Consider the following 16,717-nt stretch of genomic DNA (forward strand, 5'->3'; position numbering starts at 1 on the left):
ATCAGCACGTCCCGTTCCAGTACCGCGGTTCAACAGTATTGCTGTCGCACCAACGATGTGAAACGGCCAGGAGCTGCCCATGACCACGAAACTGCGACTGCCCGGACGTCCCGAAGCGCTCGCCCTCCCCGCCCTGCTCGCCCGCAACGCCGCCGAGTACGGCGACCTCCCCGCCCTCTCGTGGCGCACCGCCCCCGGCTCCTCCGACTGGACCACCCTCGGCTGGGCGGAGGCCCGCCACCGGGTCGCCGTCCTCGCCGCCGGGTACGCCGCCCTCGGCGTCGAGCGCGGCGACCACGTCCTGATCATGATGGGAAACCGGCCCGAGCACTGGCTCACCGACCTCGCCCTCGTCCACCTCGGCGCCGTCCCGGTCACCGTGTACGGGACCTCCGCGCCCGGCCAGATCGCGCACATCGCCCGGCACAGCCGGGCCCGCCTCGCCCTGGTCGAGGGCGCCCGCGAACTCGCCCGGTGGGAGCCGCTGCTCGCCGACCCGTCCGTGCCCCTGGAGCGGCTGGTCGTGGCCGACGCCGACGCCGCGGAAGCCGGCGGCCACGGCACGTACGCATCCCTGTACGCGAGCGGGGCCCGGCTGCACCGCGCCGACGCCTTCGAGAAGGCCTGGCGGGACGCCCGGCCCGAGGACCCGCTGACCGTCGTCTACACCTCGGGCACCACCGGCGACCCCAAGGGCGTCCGACTGACCCACCGCAACATCCTGCTCCAAGCCGTCCGCCTGGACCGGCGCGTCGAACTGCCCGAGCACGCCGAGCACATCTGCTACCTGCCGTTCGCACACATCGCCGAGCGCATCCTCGGGATCTACCTGCCGCTGCTGCGGGCGGCGCACGTCCGCATGGTCGCCGATCCGGCCGCCGTCGCGCCGGCCGTCCGCGAACTGCGGCCGGTGCAGTTCTTCGGGGTGCCCCGGGTGTGGGAGAAGCTCGCCGCGTCCGTACGGGCCGTGCTCGCGCAACTGCCGGCCGGTCAGCGGGAGGCCATCGAGGCCGCCAACGCCCTCTCCCGCACCCGGGCCGGGCACCGCGAGCGCGGTGAGGCGGTCCCGGCCGCACTCGAAGCCTCGTACGCCCGGGCCAAGGAACAGGTCCTCGACCCGCTGCTCGGTCTGGCCGGCCTGGACCGCCTGCTGTGGACGGCAAGCGCCACCGCGCCGATGCCGATCGACGTGGTCCGTTTCTGGGCGGGCTGGGGAATCACGATCATGGACGCCTGGGGATTGACCGAGACTTCGGGCGTGTGCACGGTCAACAGCCCCGACGCCTTCCGGCTCGGCTCCGTCGGCCGCCCGATCGACGGCCTGGAGCTGCGGCTGACCGAGGACGGGGAGATCCTCGCCCGCGGGGACACCGTCTTCGGTGGCTACCTGCAGCCCGACGGCTCGCTGGAACCGGCGCACGACGCCGACGGCTGGTTCCCGACCGGGGACATAGGGCGGCTCGACGAGGACGGGTTCCTGTGGCTGACGGACCGCAAGAAGGAGCTCATCATCACCTCCACGGGCAAGAACGTCTCGCCCGCCCTGGTGGAGAACACCGTCAAGGAACACCCGCTCATCGGCCAGGCCATGGTGCACGGCGACGGCCGCTCCTACCTCGTCGCCCTGCTCGTGCTCGACGCCGAGCTGGCGCCGGCCTGGGCCGCGGCCCGCGGCATCGGGGCCACCTCCCCCGTGGAACTCGCCCGCCACCCGGCGGTCCGCGAGGAGGTCGCCCGCGCGGTCGAGGCGGCCAACGCCCGGCTCAACCGCACCGAGCAGATCAAGCGCTACCGGCTGCTGACCGAGGAATGGGGCCCGGAGTCGGGAGAACTGACACCCTCGCTCAAACTGCGCCGCCGGGTGGTCCGCGAGAAGTACGCGGACCTGATCGAGTCCCTGTACGCGGACCCGCACGAGGCCCGGTAAGCCGACACGGCGCGACCCCCGGCCCGCGGCGGCCGGGGGCCACGCCGCCGCGGGCCGGGGGCCGGGGTCTCAGGTGCGTGCGACGCCGGCGAACAGCAGGCAGCGCCCTCCCGGCCTGGAGGCCGAGAGGGGCAACGTGTTGCAGGGAACGCGGTAACGCGGGCCGGACCGGCCGGCGTTGGGGCGGGTCCGCAGCCGGCTGGTTCGGGGGCGCGGGCCGCTAGCGGCCGATCACCGGGTAGTGGTCGGAGAGGTTGGTGTACGTGTAGGACGTGCCCCAGCTGGAGACCGTCCAGGGGGCCGACTCCTCCTTGACCACGTTGTTCTCCCAGCCGGCCGGGCGGGCGTTGCCCTTGCGGTACAGGACGTAGTCCAGGTCCTCGCGCGGGTCCGACGGATAGCGGTAGTTCGCGATCGAGTTCAGGGACGTGTCGAAGGAGTACGGGTGTCCCGTGCGCGTGTCGGCGCCCGCCAGGGCGGCGCCCGCGAGCATGGACGCGTACTCGGGGGTGCGCGAGTCGACGTTCATGTCGCCGGCGACGATGACCTGCTCGTTCGCCGGGATGTTCTTGGCGTCCAAGAAGGCGTCGATCGCCTGGAACTGACGGGCGCGCATCTGCGCCGCCTCGCCCGCACCGCAGCCGGGGTCGGTGGACTGCGCGTGGGTGCCGACCACGTGCACCTTCGCACCGTTCACGTTCAGCACGACGTAGGCGAAGCCCTTGTTGGACCACCAGTCGGCCCCGCAGGCGTCCTTGTAGACGAACTGTTCCTTGCGGACGATCGGCCACTTGCTCAGGATCGTGATGCCGCCGTCCTCGGGGGTGGTGGTGGAGTAGGCGCCGCCCGTCGCGTCCCAGCCGGTCTTGCTGCGGCCGACGACCGGGGTCTGGTACGGGTACTGGGCAGCGGAGTTGGCCTTCAGCGCGTCCGAGGAGCTGTTGTCGAAGGCTTCCTGGAGGACGACCACGTCGTGGCCCTGGTAGAAGGAAGTCCGGGGTATGGCCGAAGCGCGGTGGTCCTGGCCCCAGTTGGGGTACAGGTTCTTGCTCATCAGGAACACGTTGTACGTCAGGACGCTGAGCCGGGGGGCCGTGCCGCTCTCCGCTGCGGTGGCGGCGGGAGCGGTGGTGACGGTCAGGGCGCCGGCGGCGACCGCCGCGACCGCCGCCGCAGCGACACGGTGACGACGGGTGTGTTCGAGGTGCGGCATGAACTCTCCAGCATGGCCGTGGGGGAGATCGACGCCCGCAATCCAAGCAGCCGCAGTTACCTCTGGGTAACACCCGTGACAACACTTTCTGGCGGTTGGCCTACAGCGCGGGCTCGGACAGCAGTTCCAGCAGCCAGCGAGCGCCGTCCGCATGGCCGTTCGAGGCGGTTGCCGGGCCGTCCGGGACCGGGAAGACGCGCCCCCAGGAGACGGCCCGGCCGATCGCCCCGAGCCGCCAGGCCAGGGACACCGCGCGCCGCAGCTCCCGGGCCGTGGCCCCGGTGCCCGTCCACGGCTCCAGGTAGGCGTCCCGTAGCCGGGGCAGCACCTCGGCCCCGTACCGCGCGCGGGCCGCCCGCGCCGGGACCGGAGCGGGAGCTCGCCGCCCCAAGGGCGTCACCGCCTCCGGATAGCCGCCGCGGTCCACCACTGCCGGGATGTCGTCGCGCATGGGCCCCATCACAGCACCGCGTACTCCGCCGCCTCCACCGACTTTGCCCGGCGGGGCCGCCGACCTGGGGTTATGAGGGGCTCCGGTGATACTGGACGTACGGAGCACAGAACCAGGGGGACGCACATGACCACCGCACAGCAGCCGGCCGCACCCGGCCCGCGCCCGGCCGGCGCCCGCCGGGCCGACCCGCAGCCGCCGGCTCCCGGAGGGGTGCTGTGGACCATCTCGGGGGACGTCCGGGCACTGCTGATGCTGCCCGCCGCCTTCACCATGCAGGTCGCCCACCCCGCAATCGGCGCCGGAGTCGACGAGCACTCGGTCTTCCGCACCGACCCCTGGGGGCGCGGCGAGCGCTCGCTGCGCTCCGTGCAGCTGTGGGTGTACGGCGGGGAGCGGGCCGCCGAGGAGGGCCGCCGGGTGCGCCGCCTGCACAAGGAGATCCAGGGCGTCGACACCCGGGGCCGGCGCTACCACTCCCTCGACCCCGCCTGCTACGCGTGGGTGCACGCCACCGGGTTCCCGATCTACCTGTACGCCGGGCGCTACCTGCTGCGCCGCTTCACCCCGGCGCAGGAGCGGCAGCTGTACCGGGAGTGGCTCCAGGTCGGGCGGATCCTGGGTCTGCGCGACCGGGACATGCCCCAGACCATCGAGGAGTACTGGCGCTACTACCGGCGGATGCTGGCGGAGGAGATCGAGCCGACCAAGGTCGCCCGCGAACTCGTCGCCACTGACGTGCCCCTGCCCCGCCCGACCGGCGGCTCGCTGCCCGTGCGGCTGCTGCTGCGGGTCTTCTGGCCGGTGCTGAGGGCGTGGTTCCTGCGCCTGAGGGCCTTCGTCACCGTCGGGTACATGCCGCCCGACGCCCGCGCCGCCATCGGGCTGGAGTGGACCGCGGCCCAGGAGCGCAGGCTCCGGCGGTTCAGCACGGCCGTGCGGCTGCTGGTACCGCTGCTGCCGGAGCGGCTGCGGTACCTGCCCCTCGCGTACCGGGCGCGGGCGGAGTGGCGCGCCGGCGCCCGCTGAGGGACGCCGGCGCGCAGGCCCCCTACGGGGTCAGCGGCCGTGGCCGTGGCCGTGGCCGGTGCCGTGCTCGCGCTCGTGGACCGAGTCCGTCGCAGCGATCTTCTTCCAGGACTTCGGCTCCACCGGCTTCGCGGCCGGCGCCCGCAGGGCACGAGCGTCCTTCGACGCGCCGGCCGGCGGGGCGAAGGACGGCTTGCCCGGGGTGTACAGCCAGGTCTCGAACAGCTGGGCGAGCGGCTTGCCGGACGCCTTCTCGGCGTACCGGACGAAGTCGCCGACCTTGGCGTTGCCGTGGGCCCGCTCCGTCGGCCACCCCTTGAGGATCGCGAAGAACTTCTCGTCGCCGATCTCGTTGCGCAGCGCCTGCAGGGCGATCGCCCCGCGGTCGTACACGGCGAGGTGGAACTGGTTGTCCGGGCCCGGGTCGCCCGGCTTGACCTGCCAGAACGGGTCGTCCGCGGCGCGCAGCCCGTACGCCCATTCGGCCAGTTCCTGCGCGGTGCCCTCGCCCTCCTTCTCCGACCACAGCCACTGGCTGTAGCGGGCGAAGCCCTCGTTGATCCAGATGTCCTTCCAGCCGTCGACGGAGACGCTGTCGCCGTACCACTGGTGGGCCATCTCGTGCACCACTACCGACACGTTGGAGCCGTTCGCGAACTGGCGGGGGCTGTAGAACGGGCGGGTCTGGGTCTCCAGCGCGAAGCCTGACGGCACGTTGGGCACGTAGCCGCCCAGCGCGTTGAAGGGGTAGGGGCCGAAGACCCCCTCCAACCACTCGGTGACCTCGGCGGTCCGCTCCACGCTGGCGCGCGCCGCGCCCGCGTTGTCGCCGAGGTCCTTGCTGTAGGCGTTGAGGACGTGCAGGCCGCTCGCCGTCTTGTCGGTGGTGATGTCGAACTTGCCCACGGCGAGGGTGGCCAGGTACGTGGCCTGCGGCTTGTTCGAACGCCAGTTGTAGCGGGTCCAGCCGAGCCGTGAGCTCTGCGACTGCAGGACGCCGTTGCTGATGGCCTGCGTGCCGTCGGGGACGTTGACGGAGATGTCGAACGTGGCCTTGTCGAGCGGGTGGTCGTTGCTCGGGAACCACCAGGCGGCCGCGTCCGGCTCCTGCGCGGCGACACCGCCGTCCGGGGTGCGCTGCCAGGCCGACCAGCCGTCGACCTTGAACTCCGAGGGCTTGCCCGCGTACTTGACGACGACGGTCGCCTGCCGGCCCTTCGGCAGGGCCTGGGCGGGGGTCACCTCCAGCTCGTGCGCCCCGGAGGCGGCGAACTTGGCCTTGGCGCCGTTGACGCGGACCTCGCTGACCTTGAGCCCGAAGTCGAGGTTGAAGCGGGACAGGTCCTGGGTGGCGGTGGCCAGCAGGGTGGCCGTGCCCTCCAGGAGGTCGGTCTTCGGCTGGTACTTCAGGCGCAGGTCGTAGTGGGACACGTCGTATCCGCCGTTGCCGCTGGCCGGGTAGTAGGGGTCGCCGATACCCGGCGCGCCCGCGGCGGAACCCGCAGCCGATGCCGGGATCACCAGCAGCAGGGAGGCGGCGAGCACGCTCGGGGCGATGACTTTGCGGTGCACGGGGGCTCCAAGTGGTGAGGGGGGTGGCTTTGTCCGACCGTATTCACGCCTGGTACGCCACGTCATGTCCATGGCCCGTGCTGTCACACGATCGCCATCCGGTCGCAAGGATCCGTCCTTCGGACGGCGTACCCCTGCACCCGCCCCGGCCTGCGCATCCGCTGTGTCCCCGGGCCGTGCGGGCCCATGACGCCCCGTCAGGGTGGGGCGGGCGCGCCGTGCGGGGTGGGCGGGTTGTCCCGAATCCTCCTCGGTGCACCCCTGGGCGGCTTTGGCGAAAACCCTGCGGTTCCTGTCCGACCATCAGACAATGAATTTCCGCTTCCGGGTGACCCCCGGGAGGAGCGGCGGCCGCACCGCGCCCATCACGACGAAACGCCGCGAGGAAACCCCATGACCTTTCCCCCGCAGTACCCCCATGCCTCCGTCCGGGCCACGCGGTGGTGGCAGCACCCCGCTCTGATCGCCGCCCTGTTGGTGCTCCTGCCGCCGATCGGGATCGCCCTCGCCTGGACGAGCCGCTGGCGTACGGTGGGCAAGGCCGTCGCCACCGTCCTCGCCGGCCTCTGGTTCCTGGTGCCGCTGCTCGGCGACCCGCCGGACGGGACGGCGGACGACGCCAAGCCTGCGGCCGCGCCCGCCACCCCCGCCGAGAGCACCTCGGCCGCCGTCCGGCCCCCCGACCACGCGGGACAGGGCCTGCGGCAGGCCAAGGCGGCCGCAGCCGCGCTCGGATTCCGCACCGTCTCCCACGACGCCGGCCCCGAGGACGCCGCCCAAGCGGACGAGGACGCCTGGCGCGTCTGCTTCCAGACGACCGCGCAGCAGCCCCCGACGGGCCCCGTCACGCTCGACTTCGCCGTGGTCCGCGCCGAGTGGCCCTGCCCCGCCAGGGACGGCGATCCGATCCCGTACCCGGCCGTGCCCAAGGTGGTCGGCCGGACCTTCGCCGAGGCGGGCCGGACCCTGGCGCAGCTGGCCTTCCGGGCCGTCGAGCCGAAGAGCGCGTACACGGACGTCGCCCTCGCCGCAGCGGCCGACGACTGGACCGTCTGCTTCCAGGAGCCGGAAGCCGGGCAGGAGGTCCGCTCCGCCCGGACCACGACCGCCGTCCTGCAGCTCACCGCCCCCGGCACCGGCTGCCCCGCCGCACCGGGCGCCACGCTCCACCCCGCCGCCGCGCTGCCCCCGGCCGCCGACGACGACCCGGACGACGGACGCCCGACCACCTCGGGCGGCACCGCCGCGGGCGGCACGACCGGCAGCGGATCCGGCAGCGGATCCGGCGGCTCGGGCAGCGGCTCGACTGGCGGCGCACGGGGTGCCGGCACCGTGACGCCCGGAGCCTTCTGCTCGCCGGCCGGGGCCACGGGCGTGAGCAAAGCCGGCGCCGTCTACACCTGCAAGGGCCCCGGCCAGAACCGCTGGCGCCGCTGAACCGGGACCCCGGGCACCCGGCCTGCGGCGCCGCATCCGGCCGGTTTCGGCTGGTCCGGCGCCGCAGCGGGGCGGAACCGGTCCTACCGGGGACCCCGCCGGACCGGCATACCAAGCAGTCGGTAACCTCCTTCCCATGACGCTTCCCGAGCACGCCGCACGTCGCGCCTGGCACGGCGCGATCAACCCGTTGCACGCGACCATCTACTTCTCGCCCGACCTGACCGCGGAGTTCGCCGCCCTCGGCGTCGACGACCACTCCCGGGCCGCCCTCTCCTCCCGCGCCGCCGCGATGGGCGCCGTCGGCACCGGCACCGTCGCCGCCACCTTCTACAACTACCGGTACGACTACCTGGCCCGGCACCTGCCCGCGGTCTGGGACACGATCACCCCCGAGCAGGCGCTCGCCGCCCGGCTGCGCGCCGCCGACCGCACCCTGCGCCGCCTCCTCGGCGAAGACACCGTCGCCTCCCCGGAGATGGCCGAGGCCGCGGACCTGGCCCTGCGCGCCACCGAGGGCTGCACCCGGCACGCCCGCACCCTCTACGCAGCCCACGCCGACCTCCCCGTCCCCACGCAGCCGCACCTGCGCCTGTGGCACGCCACCACCCTGCTGCGCGAGCACCGCGGCGACGGCCATGTCGCCGCGCTGCTCCTCGCCGGCCTGGACCCGCTCGAAGCCCTGGTCACCCACAGCGCGACCGGCCGCGGCATGAACGCCAAGTGGATCAAGGCGGTCCGCGGCTGGGAGCAGGAGGACATCGACGCCGCCGCGGCCCGGCTGCGCGCCCGCGGGCTCCTCGACGAGGAGGGCGACCTCACCGCCGAGGGCACGGCCGTCCGCGAGCGCCTGGAGGACGAGACCGACCGCCTCGACGCCGCCCCCTACGAGCACCTGGGCGCCGAAGGCCTGGCCCGCCTCGCCGAACTCGGCGGCGGCTTCGCCGCCAAGGCCGTCAGCGCGGGCGCCTTCCCCTCCAACGCCTTCGGCAAGGCCGCCTGACGCGGGGCTCCCGGCCGCCGTCACCGCCACCTGCCACAATGGGCAGCCGTCCAACGCACAACGAAGGCAGGCGGGACCCGATCGTGACGACGTCCATCGAAGGCAGGATCGCCGAGGAGCTCGGCGTACGGGAACGGCAGGTCAAGGCCGCCGTCGAGCTGCTCGACGGCGGCTCCACCGTGCCGTTCATCGCGCGCTACCGCAAGGAAGCGACCGAGATGCTCGACGACGCACAGCTGCGCACCGTCGAGGAGCGGCTGCGCTATCTGCGCGAGCTGGAGGACCGGCGCGCGGCGATCCTGGACTCCGTACGGGAGCAGGGCAAGCTCGACGCCGAGCTGGAGGCCCGGATCAACGCGGCCGACACCAAGGCGCGGCTGGAGGACATCTACCTGCCGTTCAAGCCGAAGCGGCGGACCAAGGCCCAGATCGCCCGCGAGGCCGGCCTGGAGCCGCTCGCCGACGGCCTGCTCGCCGACCCGTCGGTGGAACCGGCCGCGGCCGCGGCCGCGTTCGTCGACGCCGACAAGGGCGTCGCCGACCCGGCCGCGGCCCTGGAGGGCGCCCGCGCCATCCTCACCGAGCGGTTCGGCGAGGACGCCGACCTCATCGGCGAGCTGCGCGAGCGCATGTGGGGCCGCGGCCGGCTCGCCGCGAAGGTCCGCGGGGGCAAGGAGGAGGCGGGCGCGAAGTTCGCCGACTACTTCGACTTCGCCGAGCCGTTCACCGCGCTGCCCTCGCACCGGGTCCTGGCCATGCTGCGCGGCGAGAAGGAGGACGTCCTCGACCTCACCCTGGAGCCGGAGGACCCCGAGACGGCGGCCGCCCCCGGCCCGTCCACGTACGAGGGCATGATCGCCCGCCGCTTCGGCGTGGCCGACCGCGGCCGCCCCGCCGACAAGTGGCTGGGCGACACGGTCCGCTGGGCCTGGCGCACGAAGATCCAGGTCCACCTCGGCATCGACCTGCGGATGCGGCTGCGCTCCGCCGCCGAGGACGAGGCCGTCCGGGTCTTCGCCGCCAACCTGCGCGACCTGCTCCTCGCGGCCCCCGCCGGCACCCGGGCCACGCTCGGCCTCGACCCGGGCTTCCGCACCGGCGTGAAGGTCGCCGTCGTCGACGCCACCGGCAAGGTCGTGGCCACCGACGTGATCCACCCGCACGTCCCCGCGAACCGCTGGGACGAGGCCCTGGCCAAGCTCGCCCGCCTCGCCGAGCAGCACCGGGTCGAGCTGATCGCCATCGGCAACGGCACCGCCTCCCGCGAGACGGACCGCCTCGCCGGGGAGCTGATCTCCCGCCACCCCGAGCTGAAGCTGACCAAGGTGATGGTCTCCGAGGCGGGCGCCTCCGTGTACTCGGCCTCCGCCTTCGCTTCGCAGGAGCTCCCGGACATGGACGTCTCCCTGCGCGGCGCGGTGTCGATCGCCCGCCGCCTGCAGGACCCGCTCGCCGAGCTCGTCAAGATCGACCCCAAGTCGATCGGCGTCGGCCAGTACCAGCACGACCTGTCCGAGGTGAAGCTGTCCCGCTCGCTCGACGCGGTCGTCGAGGACTGTGTGAACGGCGTCGGCGTGGACGTCAACACCGCCTCCGCGCCGCTGCTCGCCCGCGTGTCGGGCATCAGCGGCGGACTCGCCGAGAACATCGTGGCGCACCGCGACGCCAACGGCCCCTTCCGCAGCCGCAAGGCCCTCAAGGACGTGCCCCGCCTCGGCCCGAAGGCGTACGAGCAGTGCGCGGGCTTCCTGCGGATCCGCGGCGGCGACGACCCGCTGGACTTCTCCAGCGTGCACCCCGAGGCGTACCCGGTCGTCCGGTCCATGGCGAAGACCGCCGGCAGCGAGGTGGCCGCCCTCATCGGCAACACGTCGGTGCTGCGCTCGCTGAAGCCCGAGCAGTTCGTCACCGAGGCCTTCGGCCTGCCGACCGTCACCGACATCCTCGGCGAGTTGGAGAAGCCGGGCCGCGACCCGCGCCCGGCGTTCCGGACGGCCGCGTTCAAGGAGGGCGTCGAGAAGATCGGCGACCTCGCTCCCGGCATGGTCCTGGAGGGCGTCGTCACCAACGTGGCCGCCTTCGGCGCCTTCATCGACATCGGCGTCCACCAGGACGGGCTCGCCCACGTCTCGGCCCTGTCGAAGAACTTCGTCAAGGACCCCCGCGACGTGGTCAAGCCGGGCGACATCGTCCGCGTGAAGGTCCTGGACGTGGACATCCCGCGCAAGCGGATCTCGCTGACCCTCCGGCTGGACGACGAGGCCGGCACCACCGCGGGCGCGCCCCGCCAGCGCGAGGACCGCCAGGACCGGCGCGGCGGCGGCCGTCCCCCGCAGCAGCGCGGCGGCCAGGACGGCCGGCGCGGCGGCGGCCGCTCGGGCGGCGGCGAGGGCCGGCGGCAGGGCCAGGGCGGCGGCGCCCCGGCCCCTGCGAACAGCGCCATGGCCGACGCGCTGCGCCGAGCCGGTCTCGCGGGCCCGGGATCCGAGGACCGCCGCAGGCGGTAGGTATCGGCACGCGCCACCGAAGGGTACGGGGGAGGGCGCGGAGGTGGCCGAAACGGAACCTCGTGCGGGGACCCGCCTTGCGAACTCCCGTACGTGATCTGTAGGCATGGTGGAACGCCCGTTCGTCGTCAGGCGGACGGGCTTTCCGTTTCCCTCAGGACCGCACACCCCGAGGCCCCCTTGACGGCACAGGACGCCACGCCCATGCCTGCCCACGCCTACCGACGCTGCCCGCGAAAGGGTCCGAAGAGGGATCACATGGCCCACTCTCAACTCGGCCTCCGCAAACGGTGCGAGAAGATTCTCGGCCATCTGGATCTACCCCATCCGTTCTCGCTGGAGGGGCTGTGCGGACGGATAGCCGAGATGCGCGGACGCCCCATCCGCCTCCACCCGCTGCCCGAGGAAGCGGCGGCGACCGGCGTCTGCGGACTGTGGGTGGGCACCGCCCGCGTCGACTACGTCTTCTACGAGGAGAAGACCACCCCGCTGCACCGCGAGCACATCGTCCTCCACGAACTCGGCCACATCCTCTTCGGCCACCACTCCCTGGAGGGCGAAGAGCACGACGGCCAGGCCCCCGTCGTGCTCGGCCGTACCGACTACACCACCCGGCAGGAGCAGGAGGCGGAGATGCTCGCCAGCATGATCCGCATCCGCACCGCCACCCCCTGCCCACAGCCGGCCGCCGAACCCTGCGGCACCCTCGCCCGGCTGGAGTCCGCCATGGGATACGAGCGGCGCCGCCGTGGCCACTGAGCTCATCGCGCTCGGCGACTGGCTCGCCGTCCCCAGCGTGGTCTGCCTGTGGACCGCCGTCCTGCTGCGCGCCCCCGCCGCCCTGCGCTCCCCGCAGCAGCGCGGCTTGTGGCTCGCCGTCGCCACCGCCGCCGCAGCGATGACCCTCAACCTCCCCGACGTCATCGCCTACGCGATGCGCGACCCCGGCTACGCCCACACCGTCGGGCTCGTCCGCAACCTCACCGGCGTGCTCTCCGCAGGCGCCGTCCTCTACTTCGTGGCGTCCGCCACCCGCGGCCGCACCCTGCAACGCGCCGCCTGGGCGGGCACGGTCGCCTGGCTGACCCTCCTCGTCGTCCTCGACCTGGCCGCGCCCGGACACGGCGCCCACACCATCCCGCCGCGGGGCGGCCCCGTGCCCTCCCTCGCCTACTGGCTGGTCCTCATCGCCGCGCACCTGCTCGCCAACAGCGCATGCGTCGCGCTGTGCTGGCGCTACAGCTGCCGCACCGAGAGCAGGGCGCTGGCGCTCGGACTGCGGCTGTTCGGCCTCGGCACCGCCCTGGCCGGCGTGTTCTGGTTCTTCTACCTCCTCAAGGCCCTGTTCGGCACCTCCTGGGCGATGCCCGCACTGCCGCTGATGATGAACCTGCACGGGCTGCTGCGTGCCGCCGCCATCCTCGTCCCCACCGTGTTCACGCTGCGCCGCACCGCCGCCGACACCGCGACCGCCTGGCGGCTGTGGCCGCTGTGGCGCGACCTGGTCCAGGCCGTTCCGCACGTCGTGCTCACCCAGCCCCGGGCGGGCCGGCTCCTGGAACTGGTGTGGCCGCCGGTCCCGCGCACCATGCTCGTCTACCGCAAGGTCATCGAGACCCGCGACGCGATCCTCATCCTCGGCGAGTACGTCGCCCCCGGCGTCCCCGAGCTCGCCCGCAGCCACGTCACGCTCCGCGGGGTCCCCGAACCGCTGCGCACGGCGGCCGCCCTCGCCTGCGTCCTCAAGGAGGCGCGCGGCGCCAAGCTCGCCGGACACCCCGGGAAGCCCTGGCAGGCCGCGTACTGGGTGCTGCCGGCCGTCATGCAGCACTCCGCCGGGGGCGAGGACGGCCTGGAGGACGAGGCGCGCTTCCTCGTCGACGTCGCCCAGGCCTACGGATCCCCGGCCACCGCCGACTTCGCGCCCTGAACCACCCGTACGACCGCAGGAGAAGACAGGTGACGCCGTCTTGACCACCGTAGTGATCACCGGGGCCAGTTCCGGTCTCGGTGCCGCCTTCGCCCGCGGCTTCGCCGCCAAGGGCTGCGACCTCGTGCTCGTCGCCCGCGACGAGGACCGCCTGCACACCGTCGCCCGCGGACTCGGCCGCGAGTACGGCACGCAGTGCGAGGTGCTCCCCGCCGACCTGCTGGACGAGGCCGGCTGCGCGGCCGTCGCCGCGCGGCTCGCCGACCCCGCCCGGCCGGTCGACGTCCTGGTCAACAACGCGGGGTTCGGGCTGGCCGCCCCCTTCCCGCACAGCCCCGTCGAGGACGAGGAGCGGATGCTCGACCTGCTGGTGAAGGTCCCGCTGCGGCTCACCCACGCCGTGCTGCCCGGGCTGCGCGAGCGGCGCCGCGGCGCCGTGCTGAACGTGTCCTCGGTGGCCGGACTGCTGCCGACCGGGACGTACGGGGCCGCCAAGGCCTGGGTGACCGCGTTCAGCGAGTCCCTGCGGGTCGACATGGAGCCGTACGGCGTCCGCGTGCTGGCCGTGGTCCCCGGGTTCACCCGCACCGAGTTCCAGGCGCGCGCCGGCATGGACGTGAGCTCCCTGCGGGAGGCGGTCTGGCTCCAGCCGGAGGCCGTGGTGGCCAAGGCCCTGCGGGACCTCGCCCTGCGCCGGCCGGTCAGCATCACCGGCCGCCACTACCGGGCGTACGCCCTGGCCGCCCGGCACCTCCCGCGCGGCTTCGTGGCCCGGAGGATGGCCCGCACCCGCCGCCCACCCGCGGACCGGTAGCCACAGCGGGGCCGTAGCCGGCAGCGGGCGGTAGCGGGGCCCGGGCGGCCGGACCCGTCCGCCCGGGGCGGCCGCTAGAGCTCCACGACCTTGCCGTCCGCGACCTGGAGGCGGCGGGTCACGCGCACCGCGTCCAGCATCCGCCGGTCGTGCGTGACGAGCAGCAGCGTGCCCTCGTACGCCTCCAGCGCCGACTCCAGCTGCTCGATCGCCGGCAGGTCCAGGTGGTTCGTCGGCTCGTCCAGCACCAGGAGGTTCACCCCACGGCCCTGGAGCAGCGCCAGCGCCGCCCGGGTCCGCTCGCCCGGGGACAGCGTCGCCGCCGGGCGCAGCACGTGCGCCGCCTTCAGACCGAACTTCGCCAGCAGGGTCCGCACGTCGGCCGGCTCGGTGTCCGGGACCGCCGCACAGAACGCCTCCAGCAGAGACTCCTCGCCCAGGAACAGGCCGCGCGCCTGGTCGACCTCGCCGACCTGCACGCCCGAACCGAGCGAGGCCGCACCGGAGTCCGGGGCCACCCGGCCCAGCAGCACCGCCAGCAGCGTCGACTTGCCCGCGCCGTTCGCGCCGGTGATCGCCACCCGGTCCGCCCAGTCGAGCTGGAAACTGGCCGGGCCGAAGGAGAAGTCCCCGCGCTGCACGGTCGCCTCGCGCAGGGTCGCGACCACGGACCCGGAGCGCGGGGCCGCCGCGATCTCCATGCGCAGCTCCCACTCCTTGCGCGGCTCCTCGACCACCTCCAGCCGCTCGATGGCGCGCTGCGTCTGGCGGGCCTTGGCGGCCTGCTTCTCGCTCGCCTCGCCGCGCAGCTTCCGGCCGATCTTGTCGTTGTCCGAGGCCTTTCGGCGGGCGTTGCGGACGCCCTTGTCCATCCAGTTGCGCTGCATCAGGGCCCGGCCCTCCAGCGCGGCGCGCTTGTCGGCGTACTCCTCGTACTCCTCGCGGGCGTGCGCGCGGTCCCGGGCCCGCTCCTCCAGGTAGGCGTCGTAGCCGCCGCCGTAGAGGTTGATCTGCTGCTGTGCCAGGTCGAGTTCGAGGACCTTGGTGACGGTCCGGGTCAGGAACTCGCGGTCGTGGCTGATGACGACCGTGCCGGCGCGCAGACCCGTGACGAACCGCTCCAGCCGCTCCAGGCCCTCCAGGTCGAGGTCGTTGGTCGGCTCGTCGAGCAGGAACACGTCGTAGCGGGACAGCAGCAGCGAGGCCAGGCCCGCGCGGGCCGCCTGGCCGCCGGACAGGGCGGTCATCGGCAGGTCCAGGCTCACGCCGAGGCCGAGCTCGTCGGCGATCTCCTGGGCCCGCTCGTCGAGGTCCGCCCCGCCGAGGTTCAGCCACCGGTCCAGCGCCGCCGCGTACGCGTCGTCCGCGCCGGGAGTCCCGTCCACCAGGCCCTGCGTCGCCGCGTCCAGCTCCGCCTGGGCGGCGGCGACACCGGTGCGCCGGGTCAGGAACTCGCGTACGGACTCACCGGCACGGCGCTCCGGTTCCTGCGGGAGGTGGCCCACGGCGGCGGTGGGCGGGGACAGCCGCAGCTCGCCGGACTCGGGGGTGTCCAGGCCGGCGAGCAGCCGCAACAGGGACGACTTGCCCGCGCCGTTGACACCGACGAGGCCGATGACGTCGCCGGGTGCGACGACGAGGTCGAGCCCGGCGAAGAGCGTGCGCTCGCCGTGCGCGGCGCTGAGGTTCTTGGCGACGAGGGTTGCAGTCATGGTCCACCGATCCTATCCGCGCCGCGCCGGCGGCCGGACGGCCCGGACGGCCCGACGACCCGGTGGCCGGATAGGTGGGATGCCCGGCGTTGCGGCCGTCTCGCCCCGTCTCACACCATGGGGTCATGTCGTCGCACAAAGTGCTCGTCGTCCTCTACGACGGGCTGCAGAGCCTGGACGTGACCGGTCCGGTCGAAGTCTTCGCCGGAGTCGGGTACTTCCCCGGCCGGGCCGGCTACACGATCCGGACCGCCTCCGTGGGCGGAGTCTCGGTGCGGACCAGCAGCGGGCTCACGCTGGTGCCGGACGGGGACCTGGAGGACGAGCTGCCGGGCCCCGGCACCACGCTCCTGGTGCCCGGCGGCCGGTACTCGGGCGATTTCGACGCGCGGCTCACCGACTGGCTGCGCTCCTACGGGGGTGGAGCGCAGCGACTGGTGTCCGTGTGCACGGGCGGGCTGCTGCTCGCGGAGGCCGGGCTGCTGGACGGCCGCCGGGCGACCACGCACTGGTCCGCGTGCGAGCAGATGGCCCGCGACTACCCGCGGGTGGCGGTCGAACCGGACCCGATCTACGTACGGGACGGGCGGGTCGCCACATCGGCCGGGGTCACGGCGGGGATCGACCTGGCCCTGGCGCTGGTGGAGGAGGACCACGGGCGGGACATCGCGTGGGAGATCGCCCGGCAGCTCGTGGTCTTCCTGCGCCGGCCGGGCAACCAGGCGCAGTTCAGCGCCCAGCTGGCGACCCAGATGGCCCACCGGGAGCCGCTGCGCGAGGTCCAGCACTGGATCACCGAGCATCCGTCCGCGGACCTGAGCGTGCCGGCCCTGGCGGCCAGGGCCCGGCTCTCACCCCGGCACTTCGCCCGGGCCTTCCAGGCGGAGACGGGAGTGACGCCGGGGCGGTACGTGGAGAGGGTCCGCGTGGAGCACGCCCGGCGGCTGCTGGAGGCCAGCGGGAAGGGCGTCGCCCAGATCGCCCGTGCCTGCGGCTACGGCACCCCGGAGGCCCTGCGCCGCGCCTTCGTCAAAACCCTGGGGCAGCCGCCGGCCGAATACCGCCGCCTCTTCGGCCACCCCTGACCAGGGCCGCGGGCCCGCGGATCGAAGCCCCCGCCGC

At 73.7% G+C, this 16,717-nt stretch carries 12 protein-coding genes and 1 pseudogene; 9 read left to right on the forward strand and 4 right to left on the reverse strand.

What is annotated here, in order from left to right; translation table 11 throughout:
* Positions 1-79 precede the first annotated feature (79 nt).
* Positions 80-1,927, forward strand: a complete 1,848-nt coding sequence (locus ACFV7Q_RS15635; RefSeq protein WP_385428644.1) for an AMP-dependent synthetase/ligase — start codon at positions 80-82, stop codon at positions 1,925-1,927.
* Between the two features lie 220 nt (positions 1,928-2,147).
* Here the strand turns inward: ACFV7Q_RS15635 and sph are convergent, their stop codons facing one another.
* Together sph and ACFV7Q_RS15645 are read right to left on the reverse strand one after the other, a co-directional pair.
* On the reverse strand, positions 2,148-3,140 hold the full coding sequence (gene sph / locus ACFV7Q_RS15640; protein WP_385428646.1) for a sphingomyelin phosphodiesterase: 993 nt from the start codon (positions 3,138-3,140) through the stop codon (positions 2,148-2,150).
* 100 nt (positions 3,141-3,240) lie between these two features.
* Positions 3,241-3,507 (reverse strand): annotated as a pseudogene (locus tag ACFV7Q_RS15645) (aminoglycoside phosphotransferase family protein); the annotation flags it as partial.
* A gap of 210 nt (positions 3,508-3,717) precedes the next feature.
* Between ACFV7Q_RS15645 and ACFV7Q_RS15650 the strand changes: the two are divergent.
* Positions 3,718-4,620 carry an oxygenase MpaB family protein gene (locus tag ACFV7Q_RS15650; RefSeq protein ID WP_385428648.1) on the forward strand — a complete coding sequence of 301 codons (903 nt, stop codon included), beginning with the start codon at positions 3,718-3,720 and terminating at the stop codon, positions 4,618-4,620.
* A 30-nt stretch (positions 4,621-4,650) separates the two neighbouring features.
* Here the strand turns inward: ACFV7Q_RS15650 and ACFV7Q_RS15655 are convergent, their stop codons facing one another.
* Positions 4,651-6,192 (reverse strand): M1 family metallopeptidase, encoded by a 1,542-nt coding sequence (locus tag ACFV7Q_RS15655; RefSeq protein ID WP_385428650.1) that lies wholly within the window; start codon positions 6,190-6,192, stop codon positions 4,651-4,653.
* A 393-nt stretch (positions 6,193-6,585) separates the two neighbouring features.
* On the opposite strand from ACFV7Q_RS15655, the gene ACFV7Q_RS15660 reads away from it, so the two are divergent.
* The 6 genes from ACFV7Q_RS15660 (at position 6,586) to ACFV7Q_RS15685 (ending at position 13,883) form a co-directional block, all read left to right on the forward strand.
* Entirely contained in the window at positions 6,586-7,629 is a 1,044-nt protein-coding gene (locus tag ACFV7Q_RS15660; protein WP_385428651.1) for a PASTA domain-containing protein, read from the forward strand.
* Between the two features lie 136 nt (positions 7,630-7,765).
* Entirely contained in the window at positions 7,766-8,632 is an 867-nt protein-coding gene (locus tag ACFV7Q_RS15665) for a hypothetical protein (RefSeq protein ID WP_385428652.1), read from the forward strand.
* Between the two features lie 83 nt (positions 8,633-8,715).
* Positions 8,716-11,139 carry a Tex family protein gene (locus tag ACFV7Q_RS15670; RefSeq protein WP_385428654.1) on the forward strand — a complete coding sequence of 808 codons (2,424 nt, stop codon included), beginning with the start codon at positions 8,716-8,718 and terminating at the stop codon, positions 11,137-11,139.
* A gap of 258 nt (positions 11,140-11,397) precedes the next feature.
* Positions 11,398-11,898: a hypothetical protein gene (locus ACFV7Q_RS15675; RefSeq protein ID WP_385428656.1), complete on the forward strand. Its 501-nt coding sequence runs from the start codon at positions 11,398-11,400 to the stop codon at positions 11,896-11,898.
* The gene (locus ACFV7Q_RS15680; RefSeq protein WP_385428658.1) at positions 11,888-13,069 is read left to right on the forward strand and encodes an MAB_1171c family putative transporter; all 1,182 of its coding nucleotides are present in this window, start codon (positions 11,888-11,890) and stop codon (positions 13,067-13,069) included. Before ACFV7Q_RS15675 ends, ACFV7Q_RS15680 begins: the two co-directional genes overlap by 11 nt.
* Positions 13,070-13,109: 40 nt before the next feature.
* Positions 13,110-13,883: an SDR family NAD(P)-dependent oxidoreductase gene (locus ACFV7Q_RS15685; RefSeq protein ID WP_385428660.1), complete on the forward strand. Its 774-nt coding sequence runs from the start codon at positions 13,110-13,112 to the stop codon at positions 13,881-13,883.
* 74 nt (positions 13,884-13,957) lie between these two features.
* Here the strand turns inward: ACFV7Q_RS15685 and ACFV7Q_RS15690 are convergent, their stop codons facing one another.
* Entirely contained in the window at positions 13,958-15,595 is a 1,638-nt protein-coding gene (locus ACFV7Q_RS15690) for an ABC-F family ATP-binding cassette domain-containing protein (protein WP_385428662.1), read from the reverse strand.
* 125 nt (positions 15,596-15,720) lie between these two features.
* Here ACFV7Q_RS15690 and ACFV7Q_RS15695 point away from each other — a divergent pair, with 125 nt between their 5' ends.
* The gene (locus ACFV7Q_RS15695; RefSeq protein ID WP_385428664.1) at positions 15,721-16,680 is read left to right on the forward strand and encodes a GlxA family transcriptional regulator; all 960 of its coding nucleotides are present in this window, start codon (positions 15,721-15,723) and stop codon (positions 16,678-16,680) included.
* Positions 16,681-16,717: the final 37 nt, after the last annotated feature.

It is taken from the genome of Streptomyces sp. NPDC059851, from assembly GCF_042732005.1.
GTDB lineage: Bacteria > Actinomycetota > Actinomycetes > Streptomycetales > Streptomycetaceae > Streptomyces.